The organism is Mixta calida, from assembly GCF_002953215.1.
In the GTDB taxonomy this organism is placed as follows: Bacteria; Pseudomonadota; Gammaproteobacteria; order Enterobacterales; family Enterobacteriaceae; genus Mixta; species Mixta calida.
The window spans coordinates 3,905,093-3,924,110 of the sequence record NZ_CP026378.1; the positions used below are offsets into that span (position 1 = coordinate 3,905,093).

At 57.7% G+C, this 19,018-nt stretch carries 17 protein-coding genes and 1 tRNA gene; 8 read left to right on the forward strand and 10 right to left on the reverse strand.

Annotated features, from left to right (window positions below; genetic code table 11):
* The 3 genes from groL to C2E16_RS18670 form a co-directional block, all read right to left on the reverse strand.
* Positions 1–1,647, reverse strand: a complete 1,647-nt coding sequence (groL, locus tag C2E16_RS18660) for a chaperonin GroEL (protein WP_038623835.1) — start codon at positions 1,645–1,647, stop codon at positions 1–3.
* A 44-nt stretch (positions 1,648–1,691) separates the two neighbouring features.
* Positions 1,692–1,985, reverse strand: coding sequence for a co-chaperone GroES (locus tag C2E16_RS18665; RefSeq protein ID WP_038623833.1), 294 nt, complete (start codon positions 1,983–1,985; stop codon positions 1,692–1,694).
* A 221-nt stretch (positions 1,986–2,206) separates the two neighbouring features.
* Positions 2,207–2,668 (reverse strand): FxsA family protein, encoded by a 462-nt coding sequence (locus tag C2E16_RS18670; RefSeq protein WP_038623831.1) that lies wholly within the window; start codon positions 2,666–2,668, stop codon positions 2,207–2,209.
* 397 nt (positions 2,669–3,065) lie between these two features.
* Here C2E16_RS18670 and aspA point away from each other — a divergent pair, with 397 nt between their 5' ends.
* From aspA to C2E16_RS18700, 6 genes are all read left to right on the forward strand, one after another.
* A complete protein-coding gene (gene aspA / locus C2E16_RS18675) occupies positions 3,066–4,502 on the forward strand; it encodes an aspartate ammonia-lyase (RefSeq protein ID WP_084970678.1) in 1,437 nt (478 codons plus the stop codon).
* A 115-nt stretch (positions 4,503–4,617) separates the two neighbouring features.
* Positions 4,618–5,919 (forward strand): anaerobic C4-dicarboxylate transporter, encoded by a 1,302-nt coding sequence (locus C2E16_RS18680; RefSeq protein WP_084970679.1) that lies wholly within the window; start codon positions 4,618–4,620, stop codon positions 5,917–5,919.
* Positions 5,920–6,027: 108 nt separating this feature from the next.
* Complete coding sequence (gene cutA, locus C2E16_RS18685; RefSeq protein ID WP_038623825.1) at positions 6,028–6,351, forward strand: divalent cation tolerance protein CutA; 324 nt, start codon at positions 6,028–6,030, stop codon at positions 6,349–6,351.
* The gene (locus C2E16_RS18690) at positions 6,327–8,114 is read left to right on the forward strand and encodes a protein-disulfide reductase DsbD (protein ID WP_084970680.1); all 1,788 of its coding nucleotides are present in this window, start codon (positions 6,327–6,329) and stop codon (positions 8,112–8,114) included. Before cutA ends, C2E16_RS18690 begins: the two co-directional genes overlap by 25 nt.
* Before the next feature lie 75 nt (positions 8,115–8,189).
* On the forward strand, positions 8,190–8,768 hold the full coding sequence (gene dicD / locus C2E16_RS18695; RefSeq protein WP_038623821.1) for a division control transcriptional repressor DicD: 579 nt from the start codon (positions 8,190–8,192) through the stop codon (positions 8,766–8,768).
* Positions 8,769–8,877: 109 nt separating this feature from the next.
* Positions 8,878–8,953: transfer RNA gene (locus tag C2E16_RS18700), tRNA-Phe, on the forward strand.
* Between the two features lie 227 nt (positions 8,954–9,180).
* Here the strand turns inward: C2E16_RS18700 and C2E16_RS18710 are convergent.
* Positions 9,181–9,669, reverse strand: coding sequence for a DinB family protein (locus tag C2E16_RS18710; protein ID WP_038623819.1), 489 nt, complete (start codon positions 9,667–9,669; stop codon positions 9,181–9,183).
* A 194-nt stretch (positions 9,670–9,863) separates the two neighbouring features.
* Complete coding sequence (gene yajD / locus C2E16_RS18715; RefSeq protein ID WP_038623817.1) at positions 9,864–10,211, reverse strand: HNH nuclease YajD; 348 nt, start codon at positions 10,209–10,211, stop codon at positions 9,864–9,866.
* A gap of 415 nt (positions 10,212–10,626) precedes the next feature.
* Between yajD and C2E16_RS18720 the strand changes: the two genes are divergently transcribed.
* Both C2E16_RS18720 and malI read left to right on the forward strand, forming a co-directional pair.
* Positions 10,627–12,126, forward strand: a complete 1,500-nt coding sequence (locus C2E16_RS18720; RefSeq protein ID WP_084970681.1) for a PTS transporter subunit EIIC — start codon at positions 10,627–10,629, stop codon at positions 12,124–12,126.
* Positions 12,127–12,183: 57 nt separating this feature from the next.
* Positions 12,184–13,200, forward strand: coding sequence for a Mal regulon transcriptional regulator MalI (gene malI, locus C2E16_RS18725; protein ID WP_084970682.1), 1,017 nt, complete (start codon positions 12,184–12,186; stop codon positions 13,198–13,200).
* A gap of 97 nt (positions 13,201–13,297) precedes the next feature.
* Here malI and C2E16_RS18730 read toward each other — a convergent pair whose 3' ends face one another.
* The 5 genes from C2E16_RS18730 to C2E16_RS18755 form a co-directional block, all read right to left on the reverse strand.
* Positions 13,298–13,717 (reverse strand): substrate-binding domain-containing protein, encoded by a 420-nt coding sequence (locus C2E16_RS18730; RefSeq protein WP_257152236.1) that lies wholly within the window; start codon positions 13,715–13,717, stop codon positions 13,298–13,300.
* Between the two features lie 231 nt (positions 13,718–13,948).
* Entirely contained in the window at positions 13,949–15,220 is a 1,272-nt protein-coding gene (locus tag C2E16_RS18740) for an HlyD family type I secretion periplasmic adaptor subunit (RefSeq protein ID WP_084970684.1), read from the reverse strand.
* Between the two features lie 9 nt (positions 15,221–15,229).
* The gene (locus tag C2E16_RS18745; protein WP_084970685.1) at positions 15,230–17,485 is read right to left on the reverse strand and encodes a type I secretion system permease/ATPase; all 2,256 of its coding nucleotides are present in this window, start codon (positions 17,483–17,485) and stop codon (positions 15,230–15,232) included.
* A 15-nt stretch (positions 17,486–17,500) separates the two neighbouring features.
* Positions 17,501–17,788, reverse strand: a complete 288-nt coding sequence (locus C2E16_RS18750) for a hypothetical protein (RefSeq protein ID WP_104951602.1) — start codon at positions 17,786–17,788, stop codon at positions 17,501–17,503.
* On the reverse strand, positions 17,773–18,990 hold the full coding sequence (locus C2E16_RS18755) for a TolC family protein (RefSeq protein WP_167401680.1): 1,218 nt from the start codon (positions 18,988–18,990) through the stop codon (positions 17,773–17,775). The genes C2E16_RS18750 and C2E16_RS18755 overlap by 16 nt, the downstream gene beginning before the upstream one ends.
* Positions 18,991–19,018 lie beyond the last annotated feature (28 nt).

The following is a 19,018-nucleotide window of genomic DNA, read 5'->3' on the forward strand; positions in this document are numbered from 1 at the left end:
TTACATCATGCCGCCCATACCGCCCATGCCGCCCATACCACCAGCAGCGCCTAAGTCGCCTTTGTCGTCTTTCGGCAGGTCGGTCACCATACATTCGGTGGTGATCATCAGGCCGGCAACGGACGCAGCGTACTGCAGAGCAGAACGGGTCACTTTGGTCGGGTCCAGGATACCGAAGTCGATCATGTTGCCGTACTCTTCGGTCGCCGCGTTGTAACCATAGTTACCGTCGCCCGCTTTCACCATGTTAGCGACAACGGACGGCTCTTCACCGGCGTTAGCCACGATCTGACGCAGCGGCGCTTCCATTGCGCGCAGCGCAACTTTAATACCGACGTTCTGATCTTCGTTCTGGCCTTTCAGCTCGGCGATTTTCGCCGCTACGCGCACCAGCGCCACGCCGCCGCCGGCAACCACGCCTTCTTCCACCGCAGCACGGGTTGCGTGCAGGGCGTCTTCAACGCGCGCTTTTTTCTCTTTCATTTCAACTTCAGTCGCCGCGCCCACTTTCAGAACGGCTACGCCGCCTGCCAGTTTAGCCACGCGCTCCTGCAGTTTTTCTTTGTCGTAGTCGGAAGTCGCTTCTTCGATCTGCTGACGGATCTGAGCAACGCGGCCCTGGATAGCGTTTTCTTCGCCCACGCCATCGATGATGGTGGTGGTGTCTTTGTTGATGACAACGCGTTTTGCCTGACCCAGATCTTCCAGGGTGGCTTTTTCCAGTTCCATACCGATCTCTTCAGAGATCACGGTACCGCCGGTCAGGATAGCGATATCCTGCAGCATGGCTTTACGACGGTCGCCGAAGCCCGGCGCTTTCACCGCAGCCACTTTCACGATGCCGCGCATGGTGTTGACCACCAGGGTCGCCAGCGCTTCGCCTTCCACGTCTTCAGCGACGATCAGCAGCGGCTTGCTCGCTTTCGCGACGGCTTCCAGAACCGGCAGCAGCTCGCGGATGTTGGAGACTTTTTTATCAACCAGCAGGATGAACGGGCTGTCCAGCTCTACTGCGCCGGTTTCCGGCTTGTTGATGAAGTAAGGGGAGAGGTAGCCGCGGTCGAACTGCATACCTTCAACTACGTCCAGTTCGTCCTGCAGGCCAGTGCCTTCTTCAACGGTGATAACGCCTTCTTTGCCCACTTTCTCCATCGCCTGAGCGATCAGGGTGCCAACAGATTCGTCGGAGTTCGCGGAGATGGTGCCGACCTGAGCGATAGCTTTAGAGTCAGAGCACGGTACGGACAGGTTTTTCAGCTCTTCAACGGCGGCGATCACTGCTTTATCGATACCGCGTTTCAGATCCATCGGGTTCATACCGGCGGCAACGGCTTTCAGGCCTTCGTTGACGATAGACTGCGCCAGTACGGTCGCGGTGGTGGTGCCGTCGCCTGCTGCGTCGTTCGCTTTAGAGGCCACTTCTTTCACCATCTGCGCACCCATGTTTTCGAACTTGTCATCCAGTTCGATTTCACGTGCAACGGAGACGCCATCTTTAGTGATGGTCGGCGCACCGAAAGATTTATCCAGAACCACGTTACGACCTTTCGGGCCCAGGGTAACTTTAACTGCGTCTGCCAGGATGTTCACGCCGCGCAGCATTTTTACGCGAGCGTCATTACCGAATTTTACGTCTTTAGCTGCCATTTGAAATTTCCCTTAAATTCGTATGTTCGATGGATTTCGCGTAATCAGGCTTCAACGATTGCCAGAATGTCGCTTTCAGAGATAATCAGAACTTCTTCGTTGTCGATCTTCTCGGTTTTAGCGCCGTAACCTTCGCTGAAAATCACAACGTCGCCCACTTTCACATCCAGCGGCTTCACGCTGCCGTTTTCCAGGATGCGACCATTGCCCACAGCCAACACTTCACCGCGCGTAGATTTACCTGCTGCGGAGCCGGTCAGAACGATGCCGCCAGCAGATTTGGATTCAACTTCTTTACGCTTGACGATAACGCGATCGTGCAATGGACGAATTTTCATTTGATAGCTCTCCTTTGAGAAGTCCAATCAGTCATTTTGGGATGAATGCCGGGCTTATGCGGCTTCCGGCCTCGTGGCTCAAGAGATAGGGACAGCGGCAAGCGCTTTCAAGGGGCAAAAATAAAAAAATTTTTTTGTCCGGGATCGATGGCGCCGATTCGCTTAACAGATTGAAGAAAAAAGGGTGACGGCGCCAGGCCCTCACCCTTAGGTAGAAAAGATTAACGATCGTGGCGATCGTCGTCATGGCCGAGACGATCGTTTTCTTTACGCTCGTACTCGCCTTCCATGGTGTAGCCGCTGTCTGGCCCGGCGCCGGGACCGCGCCAGACGCGCAGGTGCGGCATCAGCTTCAGCGTCAGGTGCTTCTGCACTGGCGGCAACAGCAGCAGCAGGCCAAGCAGGTCGGTAAAGAAGCCCGGCAACAGCAGCAGGAAGCCGGCGATAATCAGCGACACGCTTTTGATCATCTCCGCCGCCGGGCTTTCGCCCTGCGCCAGCTTCTGCTGCATCAGCATAAAGTTCTTCACGCCCTGGTTTTTCACCAGCGACACGCCGATGCAGGAGGTGAAAATCACCAGCACCATCGTCAACAGCACGCCCAGCACGTGCGCCACCTGAATAAACAGCGTGATCTCAATCCAGGCGAGTAAAAACAGTATTAATAACGGTAACCAGCGCACCGTATTCTCCTTTAGTCGGGCCGCCGCGCCTGCTGCGCAGCGGCGGTATGCTGTACGGGATGCTACCCGAACGCGTCCTGGCTCGCGGCGCGTTTTACGCCGCGTAACGCCCGGCGGCGCGGATAAGTTACAGAGATGGGTGCCCGCGCGCTATTTTTCAACCATCGCGGCGGATTTTCCCCCTTTTCGATCCTTTTGGGATTATGATCACATCATGGAGCGAGTAATGCGCCGTTATCTGTCCGAATTGCGATCTTTGGTCAGAAATTTCCACCGCTTCAGCCTATGATCGGGCAGCCGGACTGACGGTAGTCAACATTTCGGCACTGGCTTTATACGACACTATAAACACATCAGCTGTAACGATGTCACCGGTAGCTCTAACAAGAAGGTTCCCATGGTAAATAACATTCGTATCGAAGAAGACCTGTTAGGCATGCGCGAAGTTCCGGCGGATGCTTATTACGGCGTTCATACTCTGCGTGCGATTGAAAATTTCTGTATCAGCAGCCACAAGATCAGCGATATTCCTGAGTTTGTGCGCGGCATGGTAATGGTGAAGAAAGCGGCAGCGTTAGCCAACAAAGAGCTGCAAACGATCCCGCGCAACGTCGCCAACGCCATTATTCAGGCGTGCGACGAGGTGCTGAACAACGGCCGATGCATGGATCAGTTTCCGGTTGACGTCTATCAGGGCGGCGCAGGCACCTCGGTGAATATGAACACCAACGAAGTGCTGGCCAATATCGGCCTTGAGCTGATGGGGCATCAGAAAGGGGAATATCAGTACCTGAACCCCAACGATCATGTCAATAAATGCCAGTCCACCAACGATGCTTATCCCACCGGCTTCCGCATCGCGGTCTACGCCTCGATCCTGAAGCTGCTGGATGCCATCGCACAGCTGGGCGACGGCTTCGAGCGTAAAGCGGTGGAGTTCGGCACTATCCTGAAAATGGGCCGCACCCAGTTGCAGGACGCGGTGCCGATGACGCTCGGCCAGGAGTTCCACGCCTTTAATGTGCTGCTGAGCGAAGAGATTAAAAACATTACCCGCACCGCCGAGCTGCTGCTGGAGGTGAACCTGGGCGCGACGGCGATCGGCACGCGGCTGAATACGCCGGACGGCTATCAGCAACTGGCGGTGCAGAAGCTGGCAGAAGTCAGCAACCTGCCGGTGACGCCAGCGGAAGATCTGATCGAAGCGACCTCCGACTGCGGCGCCTATGTGATGGTGCACTCCGCGCTGAAGCGTCTGGCGGTGAAGCTGTCGAAGATCTGCAACGACCTGCGCCTGCTCTCCTCCGGCCCGCGCGCCGGTCTGAACGAAATCAACCTGCCGGAACTGCAGGCAGGCTCCTCGATTATGCCCGCTAAGGTCAACCCAGTGGTGCCGGAAGTGGTCAATCAGGTCTGCTTTAAAGTGATCGGCAATGACACCACCGTCACGATGGCTTCCGAAGCGGGCCAGCTGCAACTGAACGTGATGGAGCCGGTTATCGGCCAGGCGATGTTCGAATCGATCCAGATTCTGACCAACGCCTGCTATAACCTGCTGGAAAAATGCGTCAACGGCATTACCGCCAATAAAGCGGTGTGCGAAGCCTACGTCTTTAACTCTATCGGCATCGTGACCTATCTTAATCCTTACATCGGGCACCATAACGGCGATATCGTCGGCAAAATCTGCGCGGAGACCGGTAAGAGCGTGCGGGAGGTGGTGCTGGAGCGCGGCCTGCTTACCGAAGCGGAGCTGGATGATATCTTCTCCGTGCCGAACCTGATGCGCCCGGTTTACAAAGCAAAACGTTACACCGATGAAAGCGAAAACTAAGCCAGAGCATTAATTCATTCAAGGCACGTCTGTTCTTCCGAACGACGTGCCTTTTTCATTATGGCGAATTACAAATTATTAACTGCTTTTTAGCATTCTTTTAAGGAGTCAAATTATGGTGGGGATAGAGCTGATTATCGTCCTGCTGGCGATCTATTTGGGCGCCAGACTGGGCGGCATCGGCATCGGCTTTGCGGGCGGACTGGGCGTGCTGGTGCTGACGCTGGTGTGCCAGATGAAACCGGGCGCCATTCCTTTCGACGTGATTGAAATCATTATGGCGGTCATCGCCGCCATCGCCGCGATGCAGGTAGCGGGCGGCATGGATTACCTGGTCAGCCTGGCTGAGCGTCTGCTGCGCAAACATCCCCGCTACGTCACCTTTCTTGCGCCGCTGGTCACCTACTGCATGACTATCTTCGCCGGCACCGGCCATACTGCGTTTTCCACGCTGCCGGTGATTGCGGAAGTGGCGAAAGAGCAAGGCGTCCGTCCGTCGCGCCCGCTCTCCATCGCCGTGGTCGCGTCGCAGATCGCCATCACCGCCTCGCCCATCTCCGCCGCGGTGGTTTTCTTCGCTGGCATTCTGGAGCCGCGCGGCATTAGCTATCTGGCGCTGCTGGCGGTAGCGATCCCGTCCACCATGGCGGCGATTTTCGTCGCGGCGCTGGTCACTAACTTTCTGGGCAAAGAGCTGAAGGATGATCCGGTTTACCAGGCGCGCCTGGCGAAAGGCGAAGTGACGCTACGCGGCTCCAGCGTGTTTGAAGAAAAGCCCGGCGCGAAACGTGCGGTGCTGCTGTTTCTGATCGGCATTGTAGCGGTGATGCTCTACGCGACGGCGATCAGCGATAATGTTGGCCTGATCCAGAACCCGGTGCTGCCGCGCAACGAAGCGATCGTGGTGTTTATGTTGACTATCGCCACGCTGATCTGCCTGACCTGCAAAGTGAATACCGGCGAGATCCTGAGCGCCAGCACCTTTAAATCGGGGATGAGCGCCTGTATCTGCGTGATGGGCGTCGCCTGGCTGGGCGATACCTTTGTGAAAGGGCACATCAACGACATTCAGACGCTGGCTGGCGAGCTGTTGAACCACTATCCGTGGATGCTGGCGCTGGTGCTGTTTTTCGCCTCCACCCTGCTCTATTCGCAGGCGGCGACCGCTAAGGCGCTGTTGCCGGCGGCGCTGATGCTGGGCGTCTCGCCGGTAACCGCCGTCGCCTCGTTCGCAGCGGTCTCCGCGCTGTTCGTGCTGCCAACCTATCCCACCCTGCTGGCGGCGGTGGAGATGGACGACACCGGCTCGACGCGCATCGGCAAATTCGTGTTTAACCACTCCTTTCTGATCCCCGGCACGCTGGCCATTGTGCTGTCGGTGGCGTTTGGCTTCCTGTTCGGCAGTTTAGTGCTGTAACGGAGGCGGCTAACCCGGCTCAAGCCGGGTTACGCCTGCTTACCACCCGTTAAATCCATCTATACCGCCTCGTGCTATGATTGCCCTTTTCAATACAAGGAGCAGGCCATGACTTTATCTACCGCCGTCATCGTTCTTTGCACCGCGCCCGATGAGCAACAGGCTGAACAGCTGGCCGACAAGGCGCTCAGCGCGCGCCTGGCCGCCTGCGTTACCGTGCTGCCCGGCGCCACCTCTTATTATGTCTGGCAGGGCCAGCGCGAAACGGCCAGTGAAGTGCAAATGCTGTTGAAAAGCGACGTTACCCACCAGCAGGCGTTGATCGATCTGCTGAAAGCGGAACACCCTTACGATACGCCCGAACTGCTGGTGCTGCCGGTACAACATGGAGAGAGTGATTACCTGTCATGGCTCAGCGCATCGCTTCGATAATTTTTCTGCTGTTCAGTGCGCTTTTTTGCGCCTCTCCTCAGGCGGGCCTGTTTGACGCCAACCCGCAAGCGCAGTTTGTGCCGGTCGATCAGGCGTTCGCCTTCGATTTCCATCAGCAAGGCAATCAGCTGACGCTGCGCTGGCAGGTCAAGCCGGGCTATTACCTTTATCGTCAGCAAATCAGCCTGACCGCGCAGCAGGCGACTATCGCGCCGCTCCAGCTGCCGACAGGCAAGCCGCACGAGGATGAGTTTTACGGCAAAAGCGAGATCTATTCCCAGGATCTGACGGTGCCGGTCACCATCCAGCAGGCGAGCGGCCAGGCGAATCTGACGCTGCGCTATCAGGGCTGCGCGGCGGCGGGCTTTTGCTATCCGCCGGAAACGCGGGTCATCCCGCTGAGCCCGGTCGCGGCGACAAACGCACCCGCTGCATCGAAGAGTTCTTCCCCTGCGACAGAGCGTGCCGCGGCTGACCCGAAGGGCCCTTCCGCCGCTGAGCCGGAGACGTCGTCCATCGCGGCGAAACCCGCGTCTCCGTCCGCCGCGCCGCTGCCCTTCTCGCCGCTCTGGGCGCTGCTGATCGGCATCGGCGTCGCGTTTACTCCCTGCGTGCTGCCCATGTACCCGCTGATTTCCGGCATTATCCTCGGCGGCAACCGCACGCTGTCGATGGGACGACTGTTGATGCTCTCAATGGTCTACGTACAGGGCATGGCGCTCACCTATACATTGCTGGGCGTGGTGGTGGCCGCAGCAGGTCTGCGCTTTCAGGCGGCGTTGCAGCATCCGTATGTGTTGATCGCGCTTTCCGCCGTCTTTGCGCTGTTGGCGCTATCGATGTTCGGCCTGTTCACCCTGCAATTACCCGCCAGCCTGCAAACGCGCCTGACGCTCTGGAGTAATCGACAACAGGGCGGATCGCTGCCGGGCGTATTTCTGATGGGCGCGCTGGCGGGACTGATCTGCTCGCCCTGCACCACCGCGCCGCTGAGCGCCATTCTGCTCTACATCGCGCAAAGCGGCAATCTGCTGGCGGGCGCCGGCACGCTCTGGCTCTACGCCTTTGGTATGGGACTGCCGCTGATCGCCGTGACGCTGTTCGGTAATAAACTGCTGCCAAAAAGCGGCCCGTGGATGCAGAGCGTTAAAGAGGGCTTCGGCTTTGTGATTCTGGCGCTGCCGGTGTTTCTGCTGGAGCGCGTCGTCGGCGATAGCTGGGGGCTGCGCCTCTGGAGCCTGCTGGCGGTCAGCTTTTTCGCCTGGGCGTTTATCCTCAGCCTGCGTTCGCAGCGTGGCTGGGCGCGCGTGGCGCAGGTGCTGCTGTTGGCGGCGGCGCTGGTGGGCGCGCGCCCCTTACAGGAGTGGGCCTTCGGCGCGGAAACCGTCAGCCCTCTGCATGCCGGGCTAAACTTCACGCAGGTCGAGGATATCGCGCAGTTGGATGCGCAGCTGAAACAGGCGCAGGGCAATATCACCATGCTGGATCTCTATGCCGACTGGTGCGTCGCCTGTAAAGAGTTCAGCAAATATACCTTCAGCGACGCCGGGGTACAGCAGGCGCTGTCTCAGGTCGCGCTGCTACAGGCGGACGTCACGGCGAACAGCCCGCGACAGAGCGCGCTGTTGCAGCATTTACAGGTGCTGGGGCTGCCCACCATTCTGTTTTTCGACGCGCAAGGCAAGGAGATCCCCGGCTCGCGCGTGACCGGCTATCTGGATGCCGCCGCTTTCCGCGCGCATTTGCAGAAACTGGCGCGGTAAACGACACTGGAGTCAGGTTCAATGAACGTGACTCTCGACTTACCGGTAGAGGAACGCTTACAGGAGGAGTCTCACGTGCAACGTGAACAGGTACTCGACCACGCACTTAACGTGCTGGAACATAATGGCCTGGCGGGCACCGTCTCGCTGGAAGAGCTGGCCGCTGAGGTCGCCGTCCCCTATGCGCAGCTGCAACGTTTCTGGCCCACCCGCGACGCCCTGCTTTACGACGCGCTGCGCTATCACGGTCAGCAAATCGATAACTGGCGTCGCCAGCTGCTGCTGGATGATAAGATGAACGCCGAGGAAAAACTGCTGGCGCGCTATCAGGTGCTGGAAGAGTCGGTAGGCAACGGGCGTTTTCCCGGCTGTTTGTTTATCGCCGCCTGCAGTTTTTATCCGCAGCCGGATCATCCGGTGCATCAGCTGGCCGAGCAGCAGAAGCGCGCCTCCTGGCAATATACCCATGAGCTGTTAACGCTGCTGGATACCGATAACCCCACGCTGGTGGCCGATCAGATGGAGCTGATTCTGGAAGGATGCCTGAGCAAGCTGCTGGTAAAACGCAATAAGCAGGACATTGCTACCGCGCGTCGTCTGGCCGAAGATGTGCTGCGTATCGCTCTGTGTCGTCGAAATGGCGCATTAACATAACAAATTTTCATCACCCTGCACGAAAAGCAGGCGGTCAGCCGCAATCTGATAACTTTTTCACAGAAAGCCGTTGACGCCTTGCGGCCTTTACGGTTTAATGCGCCCCGTTGCCCGGATAGCTCAGTCGGTAGAGCAGGGGATTGAAAATCCCCGTGTCCTTGGTTCGATTCCGAGTCCGGGCACCACTTATTCAGAGAACCCGCCCAAAAGGCGGGTTTTTGCTTTTCCGGGGCCGGACTCTCCATCGAACTGCGTTCGATTATTCGCCGCCAGCGGCTCACCCCTTCGGGGCCAGCGCGCCAGGCGCGCTGTTCAACGCCTGCGGCGTGAGTCCGAGTCCGGGCACCACTTATTCAGAGAACCCGCCCAAAAGGCGGGTTTTTGCTTTTTCGGGGCCGGACCCTGGGTTTTCTTACTTATTATGGTCTCTTAGAAAAACGGTCAGCACGTCCTTTGGTGGGGTGCCGCCGCATTCTCCAATCAGCCAGCCTACCGCGCCGCGATGGTATGTCCCATGAAAGAGCATATGATTCAGCATATCCATCGCCGTCATCTCTCCCTCGCCACCGTCTACAAAACTGAATTTAATGGTTTCATCAAGATCGGCGGGCGTCATTGAATTAACATGCTGAATATACCAGTCCGTGCACTCGGCCATGCTGACTTCAAGTTCCTCCACGGATGGCGTTTCTGGCGTATTCAGGGCTGTATAGCTATGTTGCCGACCGATGATGTTAGCGCTGAAAATCACGTCGACGACATGAATGTGATTCATAAGCCTTAGCATCAGGTGACGCTTTTCCGCGTAAGAGGAGGTGTCGATGCGTTTTATTGACTGAAGTGTTTCTGAATCAATCCAGCGTTTATATTTCAGCAGCGTAACGAGTGTGTCCTTGTTCATGATCTGCTCCAGATTTGCCTGTATCCGTATCCTATCAATCAGGCGCTTTTTATTGGAGCGTCATCGCAATATTTATTAAAAATACTTAATGGTAATAAACGGCTTCGCGCTGGACTATCAGGTCCGCCTCTCGCTCGTAGCCGACTGCCTGCCCGTACCGGGTTGCTTTGCAGCGGAAGCGGACGTTTTTGAAATCATTTCTTCTTATTGATCATCGACTTTAAATCAGCGAAGGGATTATAAGTGGCTGCGGCGATATCTTTTTGCGCATCCTCTCCCGCTACAACAGTGGTGCCGTACTGGTCAGCTTCTGTGTACTTAGAATGTTCGTGATCATGGCAATACAGGCATAGTAACTCCCAGTTACTGCCATCTTCGGGGTTATTGGTATGATCGTGATCGATATGGTGGACAGTTAATTCTCGCAGGTTTGAATACACAAACTCGCGGGCGCAGCGCCCACATACCCACGGATAGATTTTTAATGCTTTTTCGCGATAGCCGCTTTCCAGCCGCGCGTAGTTTTTTGGAATCAGAGCCATTATCACTATTACCTGTTATAAAAAGTTCGTTTTACACCGAATTTGAGCAGGCTAGCCTACTTAACAAGGCGCATCAAGTTACACACCACATGCCCTTTTCGCTCCCGGCTGATAATAAAAGGCTATCGCGTTAAACTCAGTCCCGGCAGGCGTTTTAAACTTCTCGTTGCCCTTTTACCACTCGCCTCCTGTCCCGCCGAGGAGCGCCAGCTTTACATTCCCTTTCCGCGTCTGAAATTCCCGTCAGGATTTCAGATCCGCGTCATAAAATAACAATTTCCTCTGGCTGAACGCGAAATTCCCATTGCGCGCCGACACGCGCTGGATGAGGATGAATAGAACGTTCTACTAAAACGTTCTACCTACCATAAAAAAGCATTTTCACTGTAACGCGAATTATTTCATCGGGGGCGCTATGCGGCTGTTTACCGGGCTATTCACTTCTGTATCTAAATTATCAATGATTGGCCGCGCGTTAATGCTGCCGATCTCGCTGTTGCCAGCGGCTGGCCTGCTGCTGGCGTTCGGCGATAAGTTTCACCTGCCGCTGATGATGAACGCTGGTGGGGTAATTTTCGATAACCTGCCGATGCTGTTCGCTATCGGTTCGGCCGTCGGCCTTGCTTCGGAATCGGGGATTGCCGCGCTGTCAGCGGCGGTGTCGGTGTTGATCACTAACGTCACCATCGGCACGGTGATGCATATTACGCCGGAGATGGCGGCCAGCGGCGGCAAATACGCGATGGTGATCGGCATTCCGACGCTGCAGATGGGCGTGTTCGGCGGCCTAATCTGCGGCGTGCTCGCCGCCTGGTGCTTTAACCGTTTTCATACCCTCCAGCTGCCGGAATTCCTTGGCTTTTTCTCCGGCAAACGCTTCGTCGCGATCGTTACCGCCTTTCTCTCATTCCTGCTCGGTCTGGTGCTGCCCTACATCTGGCAACATATTCAGGCAGGCATCGACGCGCTGTCGGTGCTGGTAAACGGCGATAACCAGGCGGCCTCAACGTTTATCTTCGGGCTGGTGGAACGCGCGCTGATCCCGCTTGGCCTCCATCACATCTGGTATCCCTCTTTCTGGTACTCTTTCGGCGATTACACCACTCAGGGCGGCCAGCTGATTCACGGCGATCAAACCATCTGGTTCAAAATGCTGGAAGAGGGCGTGAAATCCTTCAGCAGCGACAGCTACCAGAACGCCGGCAAGTTTATGCAGGGTGAATTCCCGCTAATGCTGTTTGCGCTGCCCGCCGCCTGTCTGGCGATGTACCATGAGGCGAACAGCAAAAATAAGAAAATCGCGTCCGGCATTCTGTTTTCCGCCGCCCTGACCTGCTTCCTGACCGGTATTACCGAGCCGGTAGAGTTCACTTTTATCTTCGTCGCGCCGCTGCTCTATGTTTTTAACGCGGTAATGGCTGGCCTGGCCTATATGTGCATGTATTTACTGCATGCGCATATTGCGAAATCCTTTTCTGCGGGCCTGATCGATTATATCTCCTTTGGCATTCTACCCTCGCTTAACGGCTTCCAGACCCACTATCTTAATGCCGTTATCGTCGGCGTGCCGATGGCGCTGATCTACTACTTCACTTTCCGCTTCGTAATTCGCCGCTTCGACGTTAAAACGCCGGGCCGCACCGACGTTACCGCGAACGTAAGCGATAAAAGCGACGAGGCGCTGGCGCAGGAAATCGTGCAGTTGCTGGGCGGCGAGAAAAATATCACCAGCGTCGGCGCCTGCATTACGCGCCTGCGTCTGGAAGTCGAGCAAAGCCAGCCGGTTGATAAAGATGGCCTGCACAACCTCGGTGCGCGCGGCGTGGTTTTCGTTGGCGAACGCGGAATTCAGATTATCTTCGGCGCGCGAGCACAGTTTATTGCCCAGCAAATGAGTAAGCTAACAGGTCGTTAAACGTTGGCCATCGCCCTTTCCCGGCGCTATGGGAAAGGGCGTAAAACAGGGATCGTCATGAAAAAGGTGAGTATTATTGATGTGGCGAAAGCAGCGGGCGTCTCCGTCTCCACCGTCTCGCTGGTGCTGCGTCAAAAAGGGAAAATTTCTGCGCAAACAATCGAAAAAGTGCAGGCTGCTATCGCCGGACTTGGCTATGTTCACAACGTCGCCGCAGCGAACCTGCGCGCCAGCACCTCTAACCTGATTGGCCTGGTGGTTTGCGATCTCAGCGATACCTTTACCCTTAAGGTAATGACGCGCATTGTGCAGGCGCTGGAGCAACAGGGCTATATGGCGCTGCTCGCCTATCCGCAGGATGAGGAGGCGCGGCTGACGCAGTGTCTGCTGGCATTCAGCCGTCAGGGCGTAGCGGGCGTCATCTTTCTTAACGCCAATCCGCGCCGCCAGAGCCTGCCTGAAGCGATGCGCGACTGCCCGCTGCCGCAGGTGATTGTCTCGCAGACGCCTATAGATAACGCCGACGATCTGGTGGTGCGCGATAACCGTCAGGCGGCGGCGCTGGCGACGCGCTATCTGATCGGCCGTGGACACCGCAACATCGGCTATATCGGCGGCGAAGCCGAATCGCTACTGCGCGCGCAGCGGCTGGAAGGCTATCGTCAGGCGTTGCAGCAGCATGGCCTGCCGTTTCGCGCGGAGTGGGCGCCGGTTTGCCTGGAGGAGACCGAGGCCGCGCGGCTGGCCAGCCGCCGCCTGCTGGAGAGCAATAATAAGATCACCGCCCTGCTCTGCCATTCGGCCCACGCGATTATCGGCTGTCTGAGCGGCATTCAGCAAACCGGGCGCACCGTGGGTAAAGATGTGTTCCTTACCCAGCAGATTTCGCTGGTGGGTTTTGAGGATATGCTACAAATCAATCTCAGCTCCCCCTCCTTCACCTATGTCTCCTCCGCCAGCGATGAGGCGGGGCAGCAGGCGGCGACGATGATGCTGGCGAAAATCCAGCGGCCCGATCTGGCGCCGCAGCGTATCACTCTGTCAGGGGAACTGGTAGTGCGGGAATCAGGCTAGGCACTGGGGCCAGACGGCGCGTTTTGGTCAGCGTATCGCGCCCTTACACGATCGGCCGTAGTAGATTTCATTACTTCCCGCGGGCTGACGCTCCGCCCTAAGCACTGACCGTAATAGAAGGCTGTCCATACCCGCACGATTCGCGGATCACTAACGCAGGCGGCAGGATGATGCGTTTCGGCGGTTCGTCGTTGCCCTGAATGCGGCTGTACAGCAGCTCGCCCGCTTTACGGCCAATCTCTTTCGCCGCAGCCGAGACTGTCGTTAACGCAGGCTGCACCCGCGCCGCTTCAGTAATATCGTCAAAGCCCACCAGCGCAAAATCCCATCCCGGTTCACGCCCTGTTTTGCGCAGCGCCTGCATCACGCCCAGCGCCACAATATCCTGGGCCATAAAAGCAGGCAGAATCAGCCATGCTGTGCCTCCTTCGGCTGAATAGCCCGTTTTTCTCAAACATGGGTGAGGCGGCGTTTTTCGCCGAAAGGCGCGCCAGCTGGCCGTTAAAGAACGACTCATCGGTCTATGCCACCGTAGGTGACTGGATAAAGGAAGGATTCATCTTATTCTCCGGCTCAGGGAGAACAGCTGTTTAACCATAGTAAGTTAATCGATTAGCCTGAATAGCGGTTTTACCGCTTTTGTTGTCCGCCGATGCGGTTAAAATCGTCTTCCTTGTTTATTAACAAGGTACTGGCGAAGCTTTACCAGCCGCCTCGCCAGTTTCACTATTTCCGTCCGCTTGCGGTCCTATTTCTCGCGGAACGCCTCCTGAACCCGAAGCAGCGGCCGCAGCAGATATTGCAGCAGACTCTTCTCGCCGGTACGAATATCCACCGTCGCGGTCATGCCAGGGATCACACGCAGCTGGCGGCTGCCCGCTTTGGTCAGCGTATTGCTCTCCGTCAGCACCATCACGCGGTAGTAAGTTTCATCGGCGCCCTGACGCTTCGGCATCTTTGCCTCCTCATTTTTCAGCGCGCCGGGGCTGATGCTTTGTACATGCCCTTTCAGCCCGCCGTAGATGGAGTAGTCGTAGGCGGAAATTTTCACCACCGCTTCCTGGCCGGGCGCCAGAAACGCCACGTCTGACGGCTTGATCTTGGTTTCCACCAGCAACTGATCGTCCAGCGGCGTAATCTCCATGATCTCCGCGCCCGGCTGGATGACCCCGCCGATGGTATTAATGCGGATGGTGTTGACCACGCCGTGCACCGACGAACGCAGCTCAGTGCGTTCCAGCGTATCCTGCCTGCCGAGCGCCGTTTCTTGCAGGCTCGCCATCTCCACGTCGACTTTAGACAGCTCATCATTGGCTTCTTTACGATAGCGATTCTGACGGTCGATAATCTGCAACTCCGCATCGTTGGCCTGGCGCTCCAGCTTCAGCACCTCGGTATTGGAAAGCAACGACTCCGCGGCGAGCTTTTTCGCCATGACCAGCTCCTTTTCAATCAGATCGCGGGTTCTCACGTAGCCCGCCACCGATTCATCCAGCGCGCGTTTGCGCAGCTGGTAAGCCCCCGTCTCGCGCTGCACCAGCTCCGGCGACTTCTGTACCTCCGGCGGAAAAACGAGTTCCGTGCCCGTCGCCTCCGCCGCCAGCCGCGCCGCCTGCGCCTTCAACGCCAGCAGCCGGTTAGCGCTTTCACGGAACGACGCCTTGGCGCGGGTCGGGTCGATGCGCGCGACCACCTGCCCTTTTTCCACCGTATCGCCTTCATGCACCAGCAACTGCTGCAAAATCCCGCCTTCCAGGCTCTGCAACACCTGTTCGCGTGAGCTGGGAACAATCTGCGCGGAACCGGTGGTTACCTCTTCGATATTGCAGTTTGCCGCCCAGAGAAGCGCCGCACCAAACATGGCGATGATGCCGCCGTTGATATAGAGCCAGCCTTCCCAGCGATCCTCGCTTGCCGCACGCACAATCTCGCTGGCGGTTATATCGTGAAACTGAAAGGCGGTATCGGTGCGGGCGATGCCGGTCACGGCAGCCTGTTTTTTACCAAAAAGCTTACGCATATCTTCCTCCTATGCCGTCACCGGTTTGCCGGCCACGACGTTCGGTTTTGCGGCCGAGCGCAGCACCGAAGCCGCCGGAATTTTGCCTTCGTTCAGCAGTTTTACGATCTCCTCTTTCGGACCGTCGGCGACTTTCATCCCTTCATCCATAACGATAATACGATCGACATATTTCAGCACCGCCGGTCGGTGCGTGACGATGACCACCGTTCGGCCCTCCATCGCCGGCACCAGTGCCTGTAGCACCATGCGCTCCGATCCCATATCCATCCCGGAGGTCGGTTCATCCAGCAGCAGCACATCCGGCTCGGTCAACAGCGCGCGCGCCAGTGCGATCGCCTGCTTCTGTCCGCCCGACAGCGTATCCCCGCGCTCGCCGACCGGCATGCCGAAGCCCATCGGATGACGCGCCACGATATCGCTGACGCCGGTCATCTGCGCCACCCGCATCATCTCTTCATCGCTGGCCCAGGGCGCGCCCATCAGCAGGTTGTCGCGCAGCGTGCCGAACATCAGACGCGGCTCCTGGTTCACCAGCGCGATGCGCGAGCGCAGCTCCCCTTTCTCTATCTGATTAATATCGACGCCGCTGATGTGAATATTGCCGCCGGTGGGCTGGTAAAGCCCGACCAACAGGCGCAACAGCGAAGATTTGCCGCAGCCCATCTTGCCGAGTATGGCGACGCGTTCGCCGTGGTGCAGCGTCAGATCGATGCGGTCGACGGCAGGCGGCAGCTCTTTACGGTAGCTGAAGCTCAGGTTCTGGCAGACGATCTCACTGGGGCTGCCCTGCGGCAGCTGTACATAGACTTTCCCATGCTCGCGCTCAATGGGCGTCTCCATCACCTTATTCAGAATGCTCAGCGAGGTTTTCGCCTGCTGAATGCGCAGACCCAGCGCTGCCAGCGTGGCGATAGGCATGACAGCGCGGCCCATCAGCGTCATGGTGGCGATAATGCCGCCCATGGAAATTTCGCCGTCACCCACCAGGTAAGATCCCCACAGCAGCAGCAGCACCGTGCCGAACTGCTGGGTGGTCTGGATCATGCTGGAGCCCATCGTCGACAAAAAACGCGACTTCATCGAAACGGTAGAGAGTTTTACGCTGGCGATATCGTGCTTGCCGGAGACCAGATTTTCCGCCCGCAGCGCCTTGATCGTTTCCAGGTTATCCAGCGTTTCGATTACCAGCCCGTAGCGGTTGCTGCCGATCTTCATCGACTCTTCGGCATGACGCTTTAGCGGGATCTGCATCAGCAGCACCATGGTGACGATAGCGACGAGGATCAGCACCACGCACCAAACCAGCGGCCCGGCGACCATATGGATCACCAGCAGAAACAGCAGCACGAACGGCAGATCGGCCACTGTCGTCAGCGCGGCGGAGGTGGTCAGCTCGCGCACGGTTTCGAAACTCTGCATCACGTTGCCGAACGCGCCGCTGGACTGGGCGCGGTTTTCCATCTTGCCCTGTAAAACATGACGGAAGATCTGCGCGCCCAGCAGCAGGTCGATTTTTTTACCGGCGCGATCGGTCACCCAGGCGCGGGCAAGCCGCGCGCAGAGTTCAAAAAATAGCGCCAGCGTTACGCCGATCGCCATGGTCCATAAGGTCACGTAGGTCTGGTTCGGCAGCACGCGGTTGTAGACCGTCATGGTGAAAATAGCCATCGCCAGCACCAGAACGTTGATCACCACCGACAGCACCGCCGCCTCGAAGATATAGCGCTTAAAGCGCCAGATGGTGTGCCAGAACCAGTGTTCGCCGGACAACTGCACCAGATCCTCGGCGCGATGATCCATATGCGCTTTTGGCCGCAGCAGCAGCAGCTCGCCCTCATAATGGCGCAGCAGCTCCTGCGTATCGATCGCGACCGGCTGACTGCCCAGCAGCGGCAGAATCAGGCGGCACTGCTGTTCGTCATAATGGGTCAGCACCGCGTAGCTTTCCTGAAAACGGATCACGGCGGGCAGCAGAAAGGATTTCACATCCGTTAACGCCAGGCTGCGCCAGACGGCGGTCATGCTGCGCCGCTGCAATACCTGCGTCGCCCAGCGCTTTTGTTTCTCCGGCTGGCCGCTGTCCGGGCAACGCGGCATGCCATCGCAGATTTCGCTGAGCGTTAAGCGCACGTCAAACAGCCGCAGCGCATTTTGCAACGCCATCGGCAGGCTCTCGTCCGATGTCTCTGGCGCCGCCGCGTTTTCCAGCTCTGGCTCAGGACGCGGCGGAGTAAGGGTTTGCGGTATCTCTGAAATTGTCATCAACTGCTTCTCTGTTTACTGTCCATTCCATGGCCATGCGCGTAGATCCTGCCGCGCCACGTCCGCCTTGCTGTTGCGCAGTCCGCTTTTTTCGCCTGCGGCGTTCGCCACGGGCGCGCTGCCTCCCGCCAGGAGGCCAGGCGCTTCTGCCTTAGGGATAAAAGCGGCGTGACGGCTGCTTTCCGCCGCCGCTTTAAAAGTATCGATCGCCTGATTGTGCGCCTGCGCATCACGTCCGCCTGCTCCGATGGCATGCTGATTAAGCTGGTTAATGGCGCTTTTCGCCTTCAGTTTCTGCGGCATGGCCCAGGCGTCAGCGGCGTGCCGGGCAGAACAGGCACGTTTTTCGCCAGATCGCTCAGCTTTCCGAGCGCGGCGACAATCTGCCACTGGATGGCGGCATATTGCACCTTTTGCTCCTCCAGGCTCGCCAGACTGGCGTAATAGTCGGTGGCGAAAGAGATCAGATCGGTCAGCGGACGCTGGCCGGCGAAGAATTGAATCTCACCCGCTTTCCACGTTTTCAGCGCAGATTCGGACTGCTTTTGCAGCGCGTCGATCTGCTGCTGACGCAGCGGCAGCGAAATCCACAGCTGTTCCAGTTGCTGTCGCAGCGTGCGCAGTGTGGCATCCATATCCTGCTCCGCCGAGGCGAGGCGCTGCGTCTGCCCTTTCATCGCCGCGCTGCCCGAACCGCCGTCCCACAGATTGATGTCGCTGCTTACCTGAAGCATCGCCGCTTTAAACGGCTCCAGTTCGCCGTGGTTGCGCGGGCTGTCGAGGCTGAGCTGCACGCTCCACTGCGGACGATTCCATTTCGACGCCAGCTGCAACGCGGCGCGCGCCTCGTCGCGCTTGTAGCGCGCCACCGTAAAGGAAGGGTTATCCGTCAGCGCCCGCAGCGCGGTATCCAGCGAATCGGGCAGCAGTCCGGCGCGCTTCAGCTCCGGCAGGCTGCTGGTCAGAGTGATGTTGCTATTCAACAGCGTAGAGAGCTGCCGCCACGCCTGCTGTTGGTTGGCGTTGCTCATCTCACGGCTGGCGGTCACCGAACTTAAGCGTGTAGCAACCTGGTTGATCTCTGAGGCGCGCCCGGAATCGATACTGGCAATGGTTTTCACTCGTCGCAGCAGATCGCTCAGGGCGGCGATCTCCTGATCGAGGACCGCAACCACTCTGGCATTGGTAACGGCAGTAGTGAACAGCGACAGCGCCTGCTGATTCAGGGCTTCCTGCGTCACTTTCACCTGCGCGCGCTGCATGGAAAACGCGGCTTCTTTGCCCTGCACGGCGTCGTCGGTACGCCCGTGGTCGTAAAGCACCTTACTGATTCTGATATGCGGCGCGATGGGATTATTTTCATAACCCGGCTGGCCGGAATAGGTTTTTGAGCTCAATCCGGCGCTGAGCTGAAGATTATTTGCCGCCTTTGCCTGTTCAATATCAAAATAGGCGGCGTTGGTGGATAAGAGCGCAGACTGAATAGAAGGATGCTCTGCCGTCATCCTTAAAATATCAATAAACTCGGTCGCA